Genomic DNA, 18,577 nt, shown 5'->3' on the forward strand with positions numbered 1-18,577 from the left:
CTACAGCTCGAGCTCGTAGAGCACGAAGTCGGTGACGCGCGGGTCGGTGTAGGCCAGGCGCGCATGGCCGCGGTTGTCGAACCCGTAGCCCTCGTAGAGGCGCTGCGCGCCCTCGTTGGTGCCGAGCGTGTCGAGGCGGATGACGCGCTTTCCCTGCTCGCGTGCGATCTCGCGCACGCGGTCGATCATGGTGTGCGCGATGCGGCGCCCCTGCAGGCTCGGGTGGACGGCGAACAGGTGCACCACGGCCACCTCGTGCGGCTGCGCCGCAACGCGCCAGGGCACCTTGTCGTAGCCTTCCGCCACCTCCTCGTTCACGATGATCGCCGAGGCGAGCACGCGGCCGCCCTCGGGAAGGCTGAGCCAGCCCGTGAGCAGGCCGCCCTCGCGGACGGCGCGGGCGAGCTCGTCCTCGGAGGGGTGGATGCCGCGCTCCCACAGAGGATCGTTGTCGGTTCCCGACACCGCGGCGATCACGTCGTCGTAGAAGCCCATAACCTGGGGGACGTCGGCGAGCGTGGCGCGCACAACCGCAAGGTCGCGCGGGTCTATGGGAGCGGGCTTCGGCGCGCGCGTGGGGGCGGAGGTCGGGGCGATCGACGTGGATGCGAGGACAGGGGCGGATGCGGAGGCTGGGGCGGTCGAGGCGGGCTTCGGCGTGGATGCGGACATGCTGGCTCCTTGGGGTGTGCGCGGCGTTCGCTGCAAGCCTACCACATCGCGTGCCCGCACGTGCGGCGCGTCACGTGATGGCGAAGCACAGCGCCACGAACACGATGGTCAGCAGCGTGAACCCGCCGACGAAGGCCCAGGCGGCGGGACGCGCGAAGTTCATGGTCCAGCCGATGCCGAAGCGCTCGGGCAGCCACAGGCTCGCATCGTCGGGGTTGAAGTAGAAGATGCCGAGCTTCCAGTGCGCGTCGTCGTCGAAGGGCATGAGGGTCGCGTCGGCAGCCGAGGAGCCCGAACCTGCGCTTACAGCCGCAGGGGCGTCCGCCGCAGGAGCCGCATCCCCTGAGGCGCTCGCGTCTGCCGCGTCTTCCGAGGCGCCCGCGCCCGCCGCGCCTCCCGAGGCGCCCACCGCTGCCGCGCCCCCAGACGCCGCGCCCGCCGCTGCCGCGCCCGCGCCGGCAGCGCCCGCAGCCTCCATGCGTTTGAACAGGCGCGACCCGTTCTGCCCGTAGACCACGGCCAATATGAGGGAGCCCGCCACCGCGGGAACGCACGCCAGGCAGATGACGGCCGCCGCCTCGTTGAGCGTGATGAAGCCCGCCGACGACGCCATGAACGCAACGCCGAGCGTCAGCGAGAGGAGCAGGCCGCATGCCAGCAGAAGGACGCTCTGCGCGCGGGCGAACAAGCCGTACGCCAAGGCCGAGGTCATCGGCGCGCCGGGGTTGGTCGGACGCTTCGAGCGCGTCATCGACCAGTGGCACAGCGCGAACGTCGCGCCGACAAACGCGATCACCACCAGGGGAAACGAAACCGACCAAAGGCTTTTCGGGCTGTAGTCGTTCACGTTTCCCGCGAAGTCGACGTGCATGGGGATCATGTCGGGCATGAGGGGGTACCACATCGCGCCGAGCGCGGCCACGAAGAGCACGACGGGCAGGTAGAGCAGGTTCCACGCCAGCGACACGGGGCCGGGGACGTCGCCCTCCGCCACGAGGGCCGCCGCCTGCTGGCGCGGCGCATGCCAGCCGCGCTCGCGCTTGATCGCCATCACCCGGCGGCGATTGCGCAGCATGAGGGCGAACGACACCGCTACAGGGATGAGGGCCAGAAGCGCGATCGCGCCGATGAGCGCGTTGGCGGCAGCCTCCGAGTAGCTCGCCCGGGCAAGCGGCACCGTCGCGAGGGCGGCGAGCAGCGTGAAGGCAGCCGTCATGACGGCCACGGTGCGCGCATAGCGGCTCTTCAGCGCCTTGATCTGAGGGTCGGCGTGCGCGCTTTCGGGGACGGTCACCGCGAAGCACTCGCGCTTGGGCATGAGGTAGGGAGTCGCCGCCATGAGGCCGCCCGTGAGCGGCACGGTGAGGACGAGCAGGGCGAGGGGGAAGAGGATCTCCATGGAAGGCTCCTTCGTCAGGCGGTGGGAACGGCGGGGGCAGAAGACGCAGCGGGCTCACCCGCGGGGCCGCGGCCGCCTGCGCTTGCGCCCGCGATGCCTGCGCCTGCGCCCGCGCCCGAGGCGCGCAGGCGGTTGCCTTCCGCGTCCACCCCGAGCACGCCCACGTCGCGCCGCGCGCCCGCGATGCCGGGGTCGGCGAACGCCTCAGCCGCCGCATGCGCCGCGAGCGCGGCAAACCCCTGCGCCGAGCCGCCGCGCGCCTTGTACTCGAGCGCGAGCGACTGCAGCGTCTCGACCAGCGCCGCCTCGGCGCGCCCGCGCCGCTCAGCCGACGCCGTCAGCGCCGCGTCGGCCACGTACGCGCCGCTGCGCCCGCGCATCACGAGGTAGCCCTCGTCGCGCAGCACGGCGTAGGCCTTGTTGACCGTGTGCAGGTTGATGCCCAGATCGCTCGCCAAGCGGCGCACGCTCGGCAGGCCGTCGCCCGTCAGCAGCTCGCCGCGCGCGATGGCCGCCACAACCTGGTTGCGAATCTGCAGGTAGAGAGGATCGTTCGAGGTTTGGTCGATGCGCAGGATCATACGCGCTCCTTCCCGTTCTCGACGAAGGCTCCCCCATCGCCGCCCTCGGCGGGCCCAAGCGGAAGCCCGCCGTCGCGCGCAGGCGCGCTATCGCCAGCTTGCGCAAGCGCCCCTTCGCCGCCCGCCGGGCGCCGGCGCAGCAGCAAATCCTCGCCGCGCTTCTCCTGGCGGCGCAGCAGCACCGCCACCACCACGCCGCACGCGATGAGCGCCGCGCCTCCGAGGATGCCCGTCGGCGCCGGCCCCACGAAGGGATCGCCGCCGGAGACCGAGAACATGAGTCCCGCGTTCACCATGCCGTTCAGGGCGCCGTGCGCGAACACCGCCGGAAGGCAGCTTCCCGAGCGCAGCGTCACATAGCTCATGAAGGCGCCCGTCGCCAGGCAGAACACGCACATGGCGATAATTCCGGCGAAGGGGAAGCCCGCATAGCCCACGCCGTAGTTGTGCCCGATCATCGTGAGCGGCGCGTGCCACAAGCCCCAGATCACGCCTGACAGCAGAAGCGTCGGCAGGATGCCCCGACGCTCGAGCAGCTTCGGCAGCAGATAGCCGCGCCAGCCCCACTCCTCGCCGAACGTCGTCGCGACGTTGAGGACGGGGGCGAGGAAGATCCCCGTCGCAAGCTGGGCGATTCCCACCATGACCACCTGGTCGGACGCGAACGCCGCGCCCGTCTGAGCCGCCTGCGCCTCGAGCAGCGCGGCCAGGTGCGACATCGAGGGGTCGAAGTCGGCGGGGTTCAACGCGAAGTACAGCGCCGCGCCGGCGAGGACGAGCGCCGAGGGGCCGAACCACCCGAGCAGCCAGTACTTCCACGTGCGGCGGAAGTCAACGGGCGCGAGCAGCGACGAGCCGTAGAACCCCTCGCGCGTAACGAGCCGCGTGACGACCACGCCGATCGCCGGGAAGAACATGACCGCGGCCACGATCAGCTGGACGGCCGCCGCAGGCACGTCGCCCAACCCGCCCGCAGCCGCTGGCCACACCACCATGAACTCGTAGGCCCACGTCAAGGCAAAGGTAACGCCCAAGAATATCAGAATCCGCCTCAATGTGACGTCCATAGCCCCCTCCTCCGTCTCGCCTCACTGTCACATCATTTTTGTTATATCTATACTATAACAAATAGAACACAATGACACAAGAAGAACCTTTGAAAGCGTGAGGAGAGCCGATTCTTCACCCCCCGTGCAGTTTTTCGCCGTCGTTTTGGCAGAAATCTTCAGATCTTGGTCTTCACCTCAGCCGTCAAAGGCAAATTCGCCTTGCACCTCCAAAACACCTGTCAGCAAATTCGCAGGTCACAGCATTTTGCAAAAAGCAACGAGAGCTGATGGGCCCCGTCGGCACAGCAAAAGCCTCCCTGAAAGTACAAATATCTGAAGATTTCTGCCAAAACGCCCCGGGAAATCTGCACGCCTTCCAACAAAGCGGAAACACCGCAGACTCACGCCCCGCGATCCCCCATTTTTCACCCGCCGCGCGCGTGCAGACGCCCGCACGCTTCGAACCGCGCGCTTCGGCAAAAGTTGGAGTAGTATAACGGCTGACGCAAACCAACCCGAAATCGCACGCGCGCGACGGCCTGCCAGCCAGGGCGAGTCCCGCTCGCGCAGCGTGCGCGAACATGAGAAACGGATGATCATCGTGAATATGTACGACGGACAGCCCCAGCTCGGACGCAACGACGCCTGCTGGTGCGGCAGCGGCAAGAAGTACAAGAAGTGCCACCTCGACGTCGACGAGCGCCTGCAGGCGCTATGGGACGCGGGCGAGGAGGTGCCCTACCGCAGCCTGCTGAAGACGCCCGAGGACATCGCGGGCGTGAGGCGCAGCGCCGAGGTGAACGTCGGGGCGCTCGACTACGTGGCCGAGCGCATCGGCCCCGGCGTGACCACCGCCGACATCGACCAGTGGGTGCACGACTACACCGTCGAGCACGGCGCCGTCCCCGCGCCGCTCGACTACGAGGGCTTCCCCAACAGCGTGTGCACCTCCGCCAACGAAGTGGTGTGCCACGGCATCCCCTCCCCCGACGAGGTGCTGAAGGAAGGCGACATAATCAACGTTGACTGCTCCACCATCAAGGACGGCTACTTCTCGGACTCCTCGCGCATGTTCGTCATCGGCGAGACCACGCCCGAGAAAGCCGACCTCGTGCGCGTGTGCAAGGAGGCCGTCGAGGAGGGCCTCAAAGCCGTGAAGCCGTGGGGGCACCTCGGCGACATCGGCGCGGCGGTGAACGACTACGCGAAGGCGCACGGCTACACGGTGGTACGCGAGTTCGGCGGCCACGGCATCGGCCTGGAGTTCCACGAGGACCCGTTCGTGAGCTTCGTCACCGAGCCGGGGACCGGCCCCGTCCTGGCACCGGGCCTCATGTTCACCATCGAGCCCATGATCAACATGGGCGCCCAGGAGATCGACATGGACGATCCCAACGGCTGGACCGTGCGCACCGCCGACGGCGCGCCCACCGCCCAGTGGGAGGTGCAGATCGTCATCACCGAGGACGGCTACGAGCTGCTGAGCTGGTAGGATGCAAGCCGGCAGGACGCCCGCAGGCGGAGGGGCCTCGATAGCGAAGCCTTGACGGAGAGGCCCCTGGCAGCAGGGGCCTCTCCGCTGTTCTACGCCGCCGCATTACCGCGCCGCAACGCCTGCAGCGGGCAATTGCGCTTTCGTGTATCATGGGGAAAAGCTTCACCCACTGGAGAGGAGTCCTCATGCCGACCGTCGCAGCCGTCCTATCAGCGTTGATCGTGCCCTTGATCCTGCTGGTCATCCTCGTGGTGCTGGCGCTGCAGTCCATCTACATCGTGCCGCAGCAGAAAGTCGCCATCATCGAGCGCCTCGGCAAGTTCAACCGCACCGCGCCCGCGGGCCTGCACTTCCGCATCCCCATCATCGAGCGCATCGCCGCGCGCGTCGACCTGCGCACGCGCCAAGAGGAGTTCGCCATCGACGCGAAGACCAAGGACAACGTGACCGTCACCATGTCCATCGCCGCTCAGTACCGCGTGTCCGTCACGCCGGGGGTGAGCCCCGAGCAGTCGGGCGTGTGGCGCAGCTACTACATGCTGGCGAACCCCGTGGCGCAGATGCGCTCCTACCTCATCGACGCGCTGCGCTCGAGCGTGCCGCAGTACACCCTCGACGAGGTGTTCGACAAGAAGGACGCCATCGCCTCCGACGTGAACGTCACGGTGTCGGGCCTCATGGTGGCGTACGGCTTCGACGTGGTGTCCACGCTGATCACGTCCATCGACCTGCCCCCTGACGTGGAGCAGTCCATGAACCGCATCAACTCCGCGCAGCGCGAGAAGGAAGCCGCCCAGTCGCTCGCCGAGGCCGAGCGCATCAAGGTGGTCACCGAGGCGCGCGCCCGCGCCGAGGCCATGGAGCAGGCCGGCATCGGCATCGCCGCGCAGCGCAAGGCCATCGCCGACGGCATCTCCGAGTCGCTGTCGGTGATCCGCGACTCCGGCGTGTCGGCCACGGAGGCCAACCAGCTGTTCATCTTCACACAGTGGACCGACATGATGACCGAGTTCGCGCGCAGCGGCCGGATGTCCACCGTGGTGCTGCCGAGCGACTTCTCGCAGACCGCCTCCATGTTCGAGCAGATGCTCGTGGCGAACAAGGAGGACGAGGAAGGGAAGGGCGCGATCTAGCTTGGGAAGCGCGCGTTGGCCGAGGGCCGCAGCGCGGTCGACGGCGCGCAGGCGCCAGCCAAGGGCGCAGCTGCCAGTGCTGGCTGGAGCCGCCGGGGCTCAGCGCGGCCGACGGCGCGCAGCCGGCGCGCGGGCCGCAACCGCTAGCGCGCGCTGATGTCGATGGCGCGCTCGGTGTAGGGAACGTACTCCACGCCGGCGGCGTCGAACATGCGCTTCGAGGCGCGCGTGCCGTCGGTGTCGGCGTACTTGTCCTCGAGGTACACCACGCGCGCGATGCGCGACTGGATGATGGCCTTCGCGCACTCGTTGCACGGGAACAGCGTGGTGTACACCGTGCAGCCGTCGAGCGGCGCCGACGAGTTCAGGATGGCGTTCAGCTCGGCGTGGACCACGTAGGCGTACTTCTGGTCGAAGTACTCGCCCTTCGACGTCCAGGGGAACTCGCGGTCGTCGCAGCCGATAGGCATGCCGTTGTAGCCGATCCCCAGGATGATGCGCTTGTCGTTGACGATACACGCGCCCACCTGCGTGTGGGGGTCCTTGCTGCGCAGGGACGACAGCTTGGCGATTCCCATGAAGTACTCGTTCCAGGACAGCGGGTTCACGGTGACCTTCCTCCTACGGCAGACAGCCGTTGACCTATGCGATGATGACCCGCCTATGATACCGCTTTTGACGCGCGAGGACAGCCCGGGAGCGGCGCGGGCAGGTGGCGGGCAAGCCGGCATGCGCAAGCGCGCGTGAACGACGCGGGCTGGCATGTCCGGCGCGACGCGCGTGAGCAGCGCGGACCGGCGCCCGCCGCGCGCTACTTCCCCAGCAGGTGGCGAACGGCGGCGATGGGATGCTTGGTGATCATGCGCGGGCCCGCGAAGCGCATCACGGCGCAGATCTGCTCGCGCTCGGCCGCGCGGTAGCAGCGGTTCTCGCACTCGTCACAGGAGGTCTTCACGTCCATCTTCCGGCAGCCGCGCGTGCGCGCCACGGCGTACGCGTCGAGCGCGGCGCACGCGGGGCACACCGCCTCGCCGCAGTGGGCCGTCTCGGTGCGCTCGGCAGCTGCGTGGTTGCTCGCGCAGTACAGCGCGATCATCTGCGAGATGGTGCGCATCTCGCGCTCGCGCCGCCTTGCCACCGCAGGCGTGTCGTGGTTGTCGGAAACGTTGCCCATGGCGCGCACTATACCAGAAGCGCGCGCCCTACACGCGGCGCATCCCCTTCAAAGCGGTGATCTCCTCGCCCCACCCGCTCAGCGCATCATGCGGCGTCTCCAAGAAGAACGGCAGGTCACGCAGTGCGGGATGGTTGACGATGCGCCCGAGCGCCTCCGCGCCGATGAAGCCGCCGCCGATCACCGCGTGGCGGTCCTTGTGCGCGCCGAGCGGATTCTTCGAGTCGTTCAGGTGGATGGCCCGCAGGCGACCGAGCCCCACCACGCGGTCGAACTCCTCGAGCACGCCGTCGAGGTCGCCCGCCACGTCGTAGCCGCCGTCCCACACGTGGCACGTGTCCAGGCACACGCCCACGTGGTCGGCCAGCTCGACGCGCTCGATGATGGCCGCCAGCTCCTCGAACGTCCGCCCCACTTCCGTTCCCTTCCCCGCCATGGTCTCGAGCAGCAGCGTGGTGGTCTGCTCGGGGGCGAGCACGGCGTTCAGCGCGTCGGCGATGAGCTCGACGCCCGCCTGCGCGCCCTGGCCCACGTGGCAGCCGGGGTGCATGTTGTACATCTGGTGCGGCGTGTGCTCCATGCGCGCCAGGTCGTCCGCGAGCGTCTCGAGCGCGAACGCGCGCGTCTCGGGCTTGGCCGCCGCGGGGTTCATGGTGTAGGGCGCGTGCGCGAGGAAGCGCGTGATGCCGTGCTCGGCCGCAAACGCGTGGAAGGCCGCCACGTCAGCTGGGTCGATGGCCTTCGCGCGCCCGCCGCGCGGGTTGCGCGTGAAGAACTGGAACGTGTTCGCCCCGATGGAGGCCGCGTCCTGCGCCATGCGCGCATACCCCTTGGCGCTCGAGAGGTGACACCCGATGGTAAACTCGCTCGTCAAGCCAAGCTCCTTCGCTTCCGTGATCCGCTTTCGTGATCCGCTTCGGCGCCCACGGCGCCACCCCCATGATACCGAATCTGCCGCGCCAGGCAACGCGTAAGGCAACGTGCGAGACAGCACACCAGGTAACGTACCAGGTAACGTACCTGACGGCGCGCCAGGTAACGCGCCAGGCAACATGCCCGGCGGCGCGTACGGCAACGTGCAAGGCAACGCGCAAGGCAAAAGCCCGCCCCCGGGCCGTGAACCCGTTATCGTCATTTCGTATGACCTGGTGCGCTCTTTTTCCTAGTAATCCTATTGACTTACTCGGTTTTCACACGCTATCTTACACCCACTACGAAACGACGAGACCACTCCACAGGAAAGAGACCTCCCCCATGGCAACGTACACGAACCAGCGCTATCGCTTCGAGACGCTCCAGCTCCACGTCGGCCAGGAGGAGGCCGACCCCGCGACCGACGCGCGCGCCGTGCCCATCTACCAGACCACCTCGTACGTGTTCCACAACTCGGAGCATGCGGCCGCCCGCTTCGGGCTGGCCGATGCCGGCAACATCTACGGGCGTCTGACCAACTCCACGCAGGATGTGCTCGAGAAGCGCATCGCGGCGCTGGAAGGCGGCACGGCGGCGCTCGCCGTCGCGTCGGGCGCGGCGGCCATCACCTACGCCATCCAGGCGCTCGCGCAAGCCGGCGACCACGTGGTCGCGCAGAAGACCATCTACGGGGGAACCTACAACCTGCTCGCGCACACGCTTGCCGCCTTCGGCGTCGAGACCACCTTCGTCAACGTCCACGACCTTGGCGAAATCGAGGCTGCTATCAGGCCGAACACCAAGGTCATCTGGCTCGAGACGCTCGGCAACCCCAACTCCGACATCCCCGACATCGACGCCGTCGCCCGCCTCGCGCACGTCCGCGGCATCCCCGTCGCCGTCGACAACACCTTCGGCACGCCGTACTTCATCCGCCCGATCGAGCACGGCGCCGACATCGTGGTGCACTCGGCCACCAAGTTTATCGGCGGCCACGGCACCACGCTCGGCGGCCTCATCGTCGACGGCGGAACGTTCGACTGGGCCGCGTCGGGCGCCTACCCCAACATCACCGCGCCCAACCCGAGCTACCACGGCATCGCGTTCGCGGAAGCCGCGCCGAACGCCCCCTTCGCCACCTACGTCCGCGCGATCCTCCTGCGCGACCAAGGCGCCTGCATCTCCCCGTTCAACGCGTTTCTCCTGATCCAGGGCGTCGAGACGCTCTCGCTGCGCCTCGAGCGCCACGCCGAGAACGCCCGCCGCGTCGTCGAGCACCTCGCGCGCCACCCGCAGGTGGAGCGCGTGAACCACCCGAGCCTGCCCGACCACCCCGAGCACGAGCTCTACCGGCGCTACTTCCCCCGTGGCGGCGCATCCATCTTCACGTTCAACATCAAGGGAGGCCAGGACGAGGCCTGGCGGTTCATCGACGCGCTGGAGATCTTCTCGCTGCTGGCGAACGTGGCTGACGTGAAGAGCCTCGTCATCCACCCGGCGACCACCACGCACTCCCAGCTCACGCCCGAAAAGCTTGTCGACCAGGGCATATGCCCGAACACCATCCGCCTGTCCATCGGCTGCGAGCACGTCGACGACCTCATCGCCGACCTCGATCAGGCGCTCGAGGCCGCGCGGCAGGGATCGCTAGGGGCACGGTAGGGGTTCGATAGGGGCTCGGTAGGGGCTCGGTAGGGGCTCGGGAGGGATTCGGTAGGAACTTGCTGAGATCGCACTAGAAGCCCCATTGAGATCCGATAGAGGCTAGAAGCCGCATTGGATTCCGATAGGGGCCGGAAGCTGCGGCAAAAGCTGCCAACGCATCGCACCGCAAACAGATGTTTCACGTGAAACATTCCGCCTGCGAAGGGGCGCCCGCCGCTTGCTCGCGCGCGGCGGGCGCCCTTCTCTTTACCCCAGAAGGAGATCGAGGACCTGGGGCAGGCCCTTCTTGCCGAAAGCGATCTTCTCGCCTTCGTTCACCACGAGGCACGGGACGCTCATCACCTGGTAGCGGTCCTTGAACTGCGGGAAGTGCGCGATGTCGTAAACGTGCGTTGACACGCCCGGGTTGTCGGCGGCGATGCGCTGCGCGGCCACCACCACGTCGGGGCAGTTCGTGCACGACAGCGACACCAGCACGTCCAGGTGCGCCGGCGCAACCGCCGCGATGCGCTCGCGCGTCTCGTCGTCGAGAGGCTGGCCGGGGCCCGCCGCGTTGTACAGCCCCAGGATGAAGCTCGTGAACTCGTGGCCGCCCGGCACGCCGTGGAAGGCGAGGCCCGTGTCCGATCCGTCGGCGCGCAGCACGCGCACGCACGGCGCCGCGAGATCAGCCGCGGGCGCGCCGGAGGGCGCCTCCTGCGATGCCACTGTCACGGAGAGCTTGTCGGTGCAGGTCGCGAGCTCCTCCATCCAGCCGCGCAGCTCAGCCGAGATCGGCCGATCGTCGAGGTGAAGCTCCAACGCGAGGGAGGAGGCCATGCGACCGAACACGGTGTCAAGCTGGGGCCTCATGGCCGGGTCGAGGTAGCGGAAAGCCGCAGGACCGGCCGCCGCAGGGCCGCTTGCGCCTGCCACGCCTGCGGAGCCCGACCCGCCAGCGCCAGCCTCCGGGCCCGCGCCAGCCGGCGCATCCGTCCCCGCACCTGCGTTCGCGCTCGACCCGCCGGCCGCTACCGCACTCGCCGCTACCGCACCCGTCGCCGCACCCGCGCCAACGACGCCCGCCGGGCGCTCGGGCACGATGCCCGTCTTCCCCTGCAGGGCCGCCACGTAGCGCTCGAGCTCGGTCGCCGCGAGCGCGCCCTCGCCCGTGGCCGTCACCACCTGGCGCAGGCTCTTCGCGCACACGTCGCCCGCCGCGTACAGCCCTGCGGCCGTCGTCTGCTGGTGTGCGTCAACCACGGCGTAGCCCGCGCGATCGACCTCGGCCACGCCCTCGAGCAGCGCAGTCGCCGGCTCGTACCCCGCGAGCACAAACACGCCGAACGTGTCGCCCGCGCTCGCGCGGTGCTCGCCCACCTCGCCGGTCTTGTTGTTGCGGTAGCGCAGATACGAAAGCGCCGACTCGCCGCCCACCTCCACGACCTCGGTGTTGCGCAGGATCGTGATCTTCGGATGGGCGCGTGCCGGCTCCGCCGCCGCGAAGGCGCAGGTGAAGTCATCACCGCGCATGAGGATGGTCACGCGGCGCGCGTACTTCGTCAGAAACACGCTCTCCTCGGCCGCCGCGAAGCCGCCGCCCACCACGAACACGTCCTTGCCCGTGAAGAACTCGCCGTCGCACGTGGCGCAGTACGCCACACCGCGCCCCTGGAACTTCTCCTCGCCCGGGAACCCCACCCGACGCGGATGGGCGCCGGTGGCCAAAAGCACGCCGAACGCGCGCAGATCGCCGCGCGACGTGCGCACTGTCTTCACGTCGCCCGCCATGTCGAGTTTCGTGACCTCGGCCAGCAAAAACTCCGCGCCGAACGACTCCGCCTGGACGCGCATCGTCTCAGCGAGCGCGCGGCCGCTCGTCTTCGCCACACCGGGGTAGTTCACCACCTCCTCGGTGATGGTGATCTGCCCGCCGAACTTCTCCTTCTCAACGACCACCACGCGGTAGCGGGCGCGCGCCAGATACAGCGCCGCCGTCAGGCCCGCCGACCCGCCGCCGATGACCACCACGTCGTACATGCTCTTCGCATCCATGTCTCTCCCCTTCACGAGAAGAAGCCGCCCACGCAAGCGGAGCGGCTTCTCGCAAGTCCTCTGATTCGTCAGCTCAACCGGTCGCGCAGCTTACAGCGCGCCCACCAGGTCGAGGCTCGGCTTCAGCGTCTCGGCGCCGGGCTGCCACTTCGCGGGGCACACCTCGTCGCCGTGCTCGGCCACGAACTGCGCCGCCTGCACCTTGCGCAGCAGCTCGTCGGCGTTGCGGCCGATGTTGCCGGCGTTCACCTCGTAGAGCACGACCTTGCCCTCGGGGTTCAGCACGAAGGTGCCGCGCTCAGCCAGGCCGTCAGCCTCGATGAGCACCTCGAGGTCACGCGAGATGGCGTGCGTGGGGTCGGCGAGCATGGGGTAGGTGATCTTCGAGATGCGCTCGGAGGAGTCATGCCACGCCTTGTGGGTGAAATGCGTGTCGGTGGACACCGAGTAGATCTCGCAGCCGATCTCTTGGAACTTCGCGTAGTTGTTCTGCAGGTCCTCGAGCTCAGTGGGGCAGATGAACGTGAAGTCGGCCGGATAGAAGAACAGCACGTTCCACTTTCCGAGCAGCGTGTCCTTGGTGATAGTCTTGAAGTCGCCGTCGACGTAGGCCTGGGTGGAAAACTCAGCGATCTCCTTGTTGATGAGGGACATGGGCGTTCCTTTCCTCTTCTGGTTGGTCTTGGTTGGTCTTGGTTGATTCCGGTAAGGTGAATGGTTGTTGGTTGTGCAGGTTGTGCGGGTTGGCGTCGGGTGATGCCGGTAGTGCGGGTCGTACGGGTTGGTGCTGGTTGGTGCTGGTTGGTGCCGGTTTGCGCCGGTTTGCGCCAGCAACGCTGACAGTGCGGTTATGCTGATTGGTGCTGGGTAGTGCCGGTAGTGCAAATGATATTCGGATTGTTTTAGCTGGTGCGAGCAATCTAAGTTGCTGCGAGTCATGCGGGTCGTACTGATCGTTCTTGGTTGGCTTGGGACGGCTTGGCCGACCCGGGTTGGTGCGAGTGAGATGGCTTAGCCGTCCCACGCCAGTGCTCACAGCGTTGGTTGATAAAGTTACTTCTCGGTTGATACTTCTCGGTTGCCTTTTAATTGCTACTAAATTTATAACATATAACCAAGGCCATCCGCGCCGAGAACTGCGTTTTGCGAAACGCGCTCCGCAGATTCCCCACAACTGCGCAAGCGCACACCCCGTTGAGATGAGGCCGAGAACGGGAGCGCCCCCCTACGGCAGCTACCGTAACTACCTGGCACAATACGGAATGTTTCACGTGAAACATTTGTTTGCAAAACGTGAGCCAGCAAAGCGCAGGACGCACAAGGATAGGACGCGCAAGGCGCAACCCCTAAAACGCACCTCAATAACCGAGCGAGCGTGTTTCCCAAAACACAACCTCAAAATTACGAATGACACCCCGGAAGGCAACGAGGCGCAACACGAAGCGCGACCACGAAAAGGAAAGCGGCCGCCAACAGGGAAATGCGGCCGCTTCAGCGGAAAGAGATGAAGGGAACGTCTATCTCTAGCAGGACACACCTTATGACATTTATGATTCTCAATCAAGGATAAATTGAAATTATTCTTAAATAAGGTATCATCGGCGAAGACCGACTGCACGCACATCGTCGATTCCTGAGACCGGGCGCCGTGCCGCCCGAGGAGAAAGGGTGACGTCCCCATGCGAGATCATTCCCATCACATCGAGCTTTCCCGCGAGGAAGCGGTTTCCCGGATGCTCGAGCGCTGCCGCGCCGTCGGCTTCAGCGCCTCGGGCACGCAGGAGGGCGGCGCGGCGCGCATCGAGCAAGTCGCCCTTGACCGGGCGTTCGGCCGCGTGCTCGCGCAGGACGTGCGCGCCGCCACGGACATCCCCAACGCGCTGGCCTGCTGCATGGACTCCATCGCCGTGCGCTGGGCCGCCTTCGAGAACCTGCCCGAAGGCGCCCTGCCCGACACCGCCGCCTGGGTGCGCGGCGTCGACTGGGAGTTCGCCAACACCGGCGTCGCCATGCCCGCCGGGTTCGACACCGCCATCGTGGTCGAGCACGTGACCGTCTCCGCTGACGAGCAGCACGTGACCATCGACGCCGCGCCCTCGCGCCAGTTCGCGGGCACGCGCGCCGCGGGCAGCCAGATGAAGCGCGGTCAGACCGTCGTCCCCGCCGGCGCCCTCATCACGCCCGACGTCGCAGCGCGCATCGCAGGCGCAGGCCACAGCGCCGTCGCCGTCCTCGCGCGCCCGCGCGTGGCGTTCATCCCCACTGGCAACGAGCTCGTGCCCGCGAACCTCCCCTTCGCGCCCTCCGCGCCCGACAAGTACGCGGGGTACGGCCACACCTTCGAGTCGAACAGCCTGGTCGTGCGCGGCAAGGTGGAGCAGTGGGGCGGCGAGCTGGTCCCCTTCGATATCGTGCCCGACGAGTACGCCGCCATCAAGGAAGCCGTCGCGCAGGCCGCCCGCGTGGCCGACATCATCGTGCTGAACGCCGGGTCGTCGAAGGGCTCCGACGACTGGTCGGTCGAGGTGCTTGAGGAGATGGGCGAGGTCGTCTGCCACCAGACCAACCACGGCCCCGGCCACCACAGCTCGTATGCCCTGGTGGGCGGCACGCCCGTGGTGGGCATCTCGGGCCCCTCGGGCGGCGCGTCGTTCACGCTGAACTTCTACCTGCGCCCCGTGATGCGCGCGTTCCTGGACCTCGACCCCGCGCCCGAGCGCATCCCCGCGCGCCTGATCGCGCCCTTCGCCCCCAACAAGTTCGGCAAGCCGCAGCCGAGACAGCTCCCCGGCGAAGCGCGGCCGCCCGAGGCCACCGAGCCCGGCAGCTCGTTCTTCTCCGTCCGCTTCCTCGCGCTCGAGGCGCAGCCCGACGGCACGCTGGCCGCCACGCCCGTGCACGGCCATCCCGGCAGCCCCGAGACGCAGCACGCCAACGCCTACTGCATGCTGCCCGCCGGCCCCGGCGAGGCTCCGCCCGAGCCCGGCAGCATCATCTGGTGCGAGCTGAGATAGCTGCCGAAAGGCCCGAAGCGGGCACCCGCACGCAACCCCGCGGGTGCCCGCACGCGCCTAAGCGCGAACCCAGGCGCCCAGACGCCCGGCGCCGCACGACCCCGCAGGCGTATGCCGCCCGCGCACCGCAGCCGCGCACCGCACCCGCGCCGCCCCCTACCCGCGCGGGCCGGCGGCGCGGATCTCCTCGGGGGCGTGGGCGTACTTCTGCCGGAAGTTCTCCTCGAACATGCGCGCGAGCTTTGCGGCAGAGGCCTCGTACGCCTCCTGGTCAGCCCACGTGTTCGCAGGCGTGAGCAGCTCGTCGGGCACACCCGGGCACGCCGTGGGCACGAGCACGCCGAAATGCGGGTCGGGCGCGAACGCGCCGTCCTCGAGCAGGCCGTCGAGCGCCGCCGACACCATGGCGCGCGTGTACTTGAGCGGCATGCGCTCGCCCGTGCCGTTCCACCCGGTGTTGATGAGGTACACGCGGGCGCCCGCCTTCTGCACCCGCTCCTTCAGCATGAGCGCGTAGCGCAAGGGGTCGAGCGGCAGAAACGGCTCGCCGAAGCAGGTGGAGAACGTGGGCACCGGTTCCGACACGCCCACCTCGGTTCCGGCGAGCTTCGAGGTGAACCCGCTCAGGAAGTAGTACATGGCCTGGTCAAGCGTGAGCTTCGCGATGGGCGGCAGCACGCCGAAGGCGTCGGCCGTCAAGAATATCACCGTGCGGGGCGCCGGCGCCATGCCCCGAGGCTCGCTGTTCGCGATGTGCCCCACGGGGTAGCCCGCGCGCGTGTTGACCGCAAGCGCGTCGTCGTCGAAGTCGAGCTCGCGCGTGTCGGGGTCCATCACCACGTTCTCGGCCAGCGCGCCGAAGCGGATGGCGTTGAAGATGTCAGGCTCGTGCTCGGCGCTCAGGTTGATGCACTTGGCGTAGCACCCGCCCTCGAAGTTGAACACCGCGTCATCGGACCAGCCGTGCTCGTCGTCGCCCACGAGCCGACGCGCCGGGTCGGCCGACAGCGTGGTCTTGCCCGTCCCCGACAGGCCGAAGAACACCGCCGAGGTGCCGTCGGCGCCCACGTTCGCCGAGCAGTGCATGGGCAGCACGCCCTCGCGCGGCAGGACGTAGTTCATGACGGAGAACACCGCCTTCTTGATCTCGCCTGCGTAGCGCGTGCCCGCGATGAGCACGCGACGGCGCGCGTAGTCGATCATGACGGCCGCGTCGCTGCGCGTGCCGTCGCGCTCGGGCACGCAGATAAAGCCCGGCGCCGCCAAGATGACGTAGTCGGGCGCGAACTGCTCGAGCTCCTCGTCAGAGGGGCGCAGGAGCAGCTGGCGGATGAACAGGTTCTGCGAGGCCAGCTCGTTCACGATGCGGAAGCGCTTGGCGAAGGCGCGCTCGGCGCCCGCGAAGCCGTCGAACACGAACAGCTCGCGCTGCGCGAGGTAGGCCGCCACGCGCGCGTACAGCGCGTCGAACACCTCGGGCGACACGGGGCGGTTCACCGCGCCCCAGGCGATCTCGTCGTGCACCTCGGGCGAGTCGACGATGAACTTGTCCTTCGCAGAACGCCCCGTGCGCGCGCCCGTCTCGACCACGAAGGCGCCCGTCCGGCTGAGGCGCCCCTCGCGCTTGCGCAGCGCGTGCTCCACCAGGGCTGACGGGCACAGGTTGCGGTAGACCGCGCACGCGGGCGCAATCCCCAGCCCTTCAAGCTCGCGCTCAAACCCCTGCTCAAGCCCCTGTTTGCGCTCGAGTCCCCGGCTGCGCTCAGACTCCTGCTTGCACTCGAATCCCCGGCTGCGCTCGAATCCCCACTCTTCCACAAGAACCACCTCGGTCGTCTGCTTCCCGGCACCGGCTGTCAGCTCGGCGTGGCGTTGCGCGCAGAATCGCGCGGGGACGGCTGCGGCAAGGCATCCAGAACCCGCGCGCAAAGAGCAGGCGCGCGCAAGCGTTTTACCTATACCCCATGATACGGTCTTTTCCGCACAAAGAGGCGGGGAATGCGCGAAACGATGCCCAAAAGCATCTCACCACAACAGCTCAAAAGGTTCCTTTAAGCCTGAGCGCGAGCACTTCCGCGCGCGATCTATTCGCGGCTTCTCAGGTATTCGCCCAGATAGGGAACGGTGAGCTCGAGTTCTCCCCTTCGCTCGCTCGCGATGACCCCCGCCTCGATCAGGCGCGCGCGATATGACTGGACGTATCCCGCCGAGACGCCGAGACGCGCTTGTATGTCAGATACTTTGCTGGGACCCTCGTCAATGGCCATGGCTTCGAGGAACTTCACATCTGTGTCGGAGAGCGGCTTGAGCGTCGTAGCGAATATATCCGCCTCTAGATCTCGCTTCGCGCTTGCAACAGCGTCGGACACCATGCCGTCGCTGATAGACGTTGACCCTGCGGAGTATTCCTCGAGATAGTACCCGACGAGCTGCAACAAATAAGGGAAACCCCTCGTCGCATCTACGGCTTTGTCGAGAAGCTCCGAAGGAAACTCCTTCCCCAATGCCTTGAAGGTGAGCCTGTAGTACACGCGGATGGACTCAAGCGAGAGGGGCTCGAGGCGCACCTTGTGCGCACGGTTGAGAAACGTGAGAATATTGTCGTTGAGCACGCTCGACACCGCCGTGGGAAGCCCTGCCATGACGATGGCGATGTTCTTCCCCTCTCCCACGAGATGCTGATAGGTCGTCGCCAAGGTGCGCATGTCATCGGTGTTCGCCTGCACCTCGTCAATCAAAAGGAGGACTCCCTTGTCGTTCTCAGCGAGCTTGTCGCACAGCAGCGACAGCTTGGTGCGGAAACCATAGTTGCTTGACACCTCGTCGCTGAACGTCAAGCCGAAGGAGAAGCCGAGCGCGCCCGCGTTGAAGCCCTTGACCTTCGACTTTCGCTCATTGACGAACGGCGATCCCTTGATCTGCACGGTTTCAACGATCTCGTCAAGCATGTTCGCGCTCGCTGCAACGCGCGCGGCAATGAAGCCCTCACCAAGTGCTCGATCGGCTATCTCGAGAAGAAGAGCGGTCTTTCCCATGCCGCGCTGCCCGATGACAAGCGTGGCCCTGTCGCGATGGCCGGAACGCATGCCGAGGCCGGAGAGAATGCCTTCGATCACCGCTTCCCGACCGACGATCTTGTCAGGCTTGTTCCCAAAGGAGGGCTGGAAAACGGTATCTGAGGCCATGCCGCTCATCCCCTTCGAAGTCTGTCAGCTCGATGCTTCTATCAACTTCTATTATCTTCTATCATTCTCTATCATTTTTTATCAAGTTCTATCAATCTCTATCATTTTCTATCAATGAGGTTTCGGCGCCGACGAAGGGGCATGCTCATTGGCGCCGAGAGAAATGCTTCGCTGCCTTCCGCTCATGACCTAAAGAATGCCTCTCTGCAGCGCGCATCTGCGCATCGCAGGCAGCAGGCGCTGCGCAGGGCCCAGCCCACAGGC

General features: G+C 67.1%; 15 protein-coding genes. 4 read left to right on the top strand and 11 right to left on the bottom strand.

What is annotated here, in order from left to right; genetic code table 11:
• The 4 genes from G7Y50_RS03565 to G7Y50_RS03580 form a co-directional block, all read right to left on the bottom strand.
• On the bottom strand, nt 1-672 hold the full coding sequence (locus G7Y50_RS03565) for a GNAT family N-acetyltransferase (protein ID WP_165051909.1): 672 nt from the start codon (nt 670-672) through the stop codon (nt 1-3).
• Nucleotides 673-742: 70 nt separating this feature from the next.
• A complete protein-coding gene (locus tag G7Y50_RS03570) occupies nt 743-2,071 on the bottom strand; it encodes a DUF1648 domain-containing protein (RefSeq protein ID WP_165051916.1) in 1,329 nt (442 codons plus the stop codon).
• 14 nt (nt 2,072-2,085) lie between these two features.
• Nucleotides 2,086-2,652 (bottom strand): GntR family transcriptional regulator, encoded by a 567-nt coding sequence (locus tag G7Y50_RS03575; protein ID WP_165051925.1) that lies wholly within the window; start codon nt 2,650-2,652, stop codon nt 2,086-2,088.
• Nucleotides 2,649-3,719 (bottom strand): CPBP family intramembrane glutamic endopeptidase, encoded by a 1,071-nt coding sequence (locus tag G7Y50_RS03580; protein WP_165051936.1) that lies wholly within the window; start codon nt 3,717-3,719, stop codon nt 2,649-2,651. The genes G7Y50_RS03575 and G7Y50_RS03580 overlap by 4 nt, the downstream gene beginning before the upstream one ends.
• 589 nt (nt 3,720-4,308) lie before the next feature.
• Here G7Y50_RS03580 and G7Y50_RS03585 point away from each other — a divergent pair.
• Both G7Y50_RS03585 and G7Y50_RS03590 read left to right on the top strand, forming a co-directional pair.
• The gene (locus G7Y50_RS03585; protein WP_165052569.1) at nt 4,309-5,193 is read left to right on the top strand and encodes a methionyl aminopeptidase; all 885 of its coding nucleotides are present in this window, start codon (nt 4,309-4,311) and stop codon (nt 5,191-5,193) included.
• A 188-nt stretch (nt 5,194-5,381) separates the two neighbouring features.
• On the top strand, nt 5,382-6,329 hold the full coding sequence (locus G7Y50_RS03590) for an SPFH domain-containing protein (protein ID WP_165051945.1): 948 nt from the start codon (nt 5,382-5,384) through the stop codon (nt 6,327-6,329).
• Nucleotides 6,330-6,472: 143 nt separating this feature from the next.
• Here G7Y50_RS03590 and G7Y50_RS03595 read toward each other — a convergent pair whose 3' ends face one another.
• The 3 genes from G7Y50_RS03595 to G7Y50_RS03605 form a co-directional block, all read right to left on the bottom strand.
• Nucleotides 6,473-6,937, bottom strand: coding sequence for a dCMP deaminase family protein (locus G7Y50_RS03595; RefSeq protein ID WP_241156432.1), 465 nt, complete (start codon nt 6,935-6,937; stop codon nt 6,473-6,475).
• Nucleotides 6,938-7,140: 203 nt separating this feature from the next.
• The gene (locus G7Y50_RS03600) at nt 7,141-7,503 is read right to left on the bottom strand and encodes a nitrous oxide-stimulated promoter family protein (RefSeq protein WP_165051959.1); all 363 of its coding nucleotides are present in this window, start codon (nt 7,501-7,503) and stop codon (nt 7,141-7,143) included.
• Nucleotides 7,504-7,531: 28 nt separating this feature from the next.
• On the bottom strand, nt 7,532-8,377 hold the full coding sequence (locus G7Y50_RS03605; RefSeq protein ID WP_255464112.1) for a deoxyribonuclease IV: 846 nt from the start codon (nt 8,375-8,377) through the stop codon (nt 7,532-7,534).
• Between the two features lie 380 nt (nt 8,378-8,757).
• Here G7Y50_RS03605 and G7Y50_RS03610 point away from each other — a divergent pair, with 380 nt between their 5' ends.
• Complete coding sequence (locus tag G7Y50_RS03610; protein ID WP_165051977.1) at nt 8,758-10,077, top strand: O-acetylhomoserine aminocarboxypropyltransferase/cysteine synthase family protein; 1,320 nt, start codon at nt 8,758-8,760, stop codon at nt 10,075-10,077.
• 249 nt (nt 10,078-10,326) lie between these two features.
• On the opposite strand, the gene G7Y50_RS03615 is transcribed toward G7Y50_RS03610, so the two are convergent.
• Nucleotides 10,327-12,114: an FAD-dependent oxidoreductase gene (locus G7Y50_RS03615; protein ID WP_165051986.1), complete on the bottom strand. Its 1,788-nt coding sequence runs from the start codon at nt 12,112-12,114 to the stop codon at nt 10,327-10,329.
• Nucleotides 12,115-12,204: 90 nt separating this feature from the next.
• The gene (ahpC, locus tag G7Y50_RS03620; RefSeq protein ID WP_165052000.1) at nt 12,205-12,768 is read right to left on the bottom strand and encodes an alkyl hydroperoxide reductase subunit C; all 564 of its coding nucleotides are present in this window, start codon (nt 12,766-12,768) and stop codon (nt 12,205-12,207) included.
• 1,025 nt (nt 12,769-13,793) lie between these two features.
• Between ahpC and G7Y50_RS03625 the strand changes: the two genes are divergently transcribed.
• A complete protein-coding gene (locus tag G7Y50_RS03625; RefSeq protein ID WP_165052009.1) occupies nt 13,794-15,128 on the top strand; it encodes a molybdopterin-binding protein in 1,335 nt (444 codons plus the stop codon).
• A gap of 156 nt (nt 15,129-15,284) precedes the next feature.
• Here the strand turns inward: G7Y50_RS03625 and pckA are convergent, their stop codons facing one another.
• Together pckA and G7Y50_RS03635 are read right to left on the bottom strand one after the other, a co-directional pair.
• Nucleotides 15,285-16,946 (bottom strand): phosphoenolpyruvate carboxykinase (ATP), encoded by a 1,662-nt coding sequence (gene pckA, locus G7Y50_RS03630; RefSeq protein WP_165052017.1) that lies wholly within the window; start codon nt 16,944-16,946, stop codon nt 15,285-15,287.
• Between the two features lie 266 nt (nt 16,947-17,212).
• Nucleotides 17,213-18,313, bottom strand: a complete 1,101-nt coding sequence (locus G7Y50_RS03635; RefSeq protein WP_165052025.1) for an AAA family ATPase — start codon at nt 18,311-18,313, stop codon at nt 17,213-17,215.
• Nucleotides 18,314-18,577 lie beyond the last annotated feature (264 nt).

It is taken from the genome of Adlercreutzia sp. ZJ176, from assembly GCF_011038975.1.
Taxonomy (GTDB): Bacteria; Actinomycetota; Coriobacteriia; order Coriobacteriales; family Eggerthellaceae; genus CAAEEV01.

What these genes read in the sequence shown, in the direction of transcription:
- G7Y50_RS03565 (WP_165051909.1), bottom strand. Translation starts at nt 672, where the DNA reads ATGTCCGCATCCACGCCGAAGCCCGCCTCGACCGCCCCAGCCTCCGCA.
- G7Y50_RS03570 (WP_165051916.1), bottom strand. Translation starts at nt 2,071, where the DNA reads ATGGAGATCCTCTTCCCCCTCGCCCTGCTCGTCCTCACCGTGCCGCTC.
- G7Y50_RS03575 (WP_165051925.1), bottom strand. Translation starts at nt 2,652, where the DNA reads ATGATCCTGCGCATCGACCAAACCTCGAACGATCCTCTCTACCTGCAG.
- G7Y50_RS03580 (WP_165051936.1), bottom strand. Translation starts at nt 3,719, where the DNA reads ATGGACGTCACATTGAGGCGGATTCTGATATTCTTGGGCGTTACCTTT.
- G7Y50_RS03585 (WP_165052569.1), top strand. Translation starts at nt 4,309, where the DNA reads ATGTACGACGGACAGCCCCAGCTCGGACGCAACGACGCCTGCTGGTGC.
- G7Y50_RS03590 (WP_165051945.1), top strand. Translation starts at nt 5,382, where the DNA reads ATGCCGACCGTCGCAGCCGTCCTATCAGCGTTGATCGTGCCCTTGATC.
- G7Y50_RS03600 (WP_165051959.1), bottom strand. Translation starts at nt 7,503, where the DNA reads ATGGGCAACGTTTCCGACAACCACGACACGCCTGCGGTGGCAAGGCGG.
- G7Y50_RS03610 (WP_165051977.1), top strand. Translation starts at nt 8,758, where the DNA reads ATGGCAACGTACACGAACCAGCGCTATCGCTTCGAGACGCTCCAGCTC.
- G7Y50_RS03615 (WP_165051986.1), bottom strand. Translation starts at nt 12,114, where the DNA reads ATGGATGCGAAGAGCATGTACGACGTGGTGGTCATCGGCGGCGGGTCG.
- ahpC (WP_165052000.1), bottom strand. Translation starts at nt 12,768, where the DNA reads ATGTCCCTCATCAACAAGGAGATCGCTGAGTTTTCCACCCAGGCCTAC.
- G7Y50_RS03625 (WP_165052009.1), top strand. Translation starts at nt 13,794, where the DNA reads ATGCGAGATCATTCCCATCACATCGAGCTTTCCCGCGAGGAAGCGGTT.
- G7Y50_RS03635 (WP_165052025.1), bottom strand. Translation starts at nt 18,313, where the DNA reads ATGGCCTCAGATACCGTTTTCCAGCCCTCCTTTGGGAACAAGCCTGAC.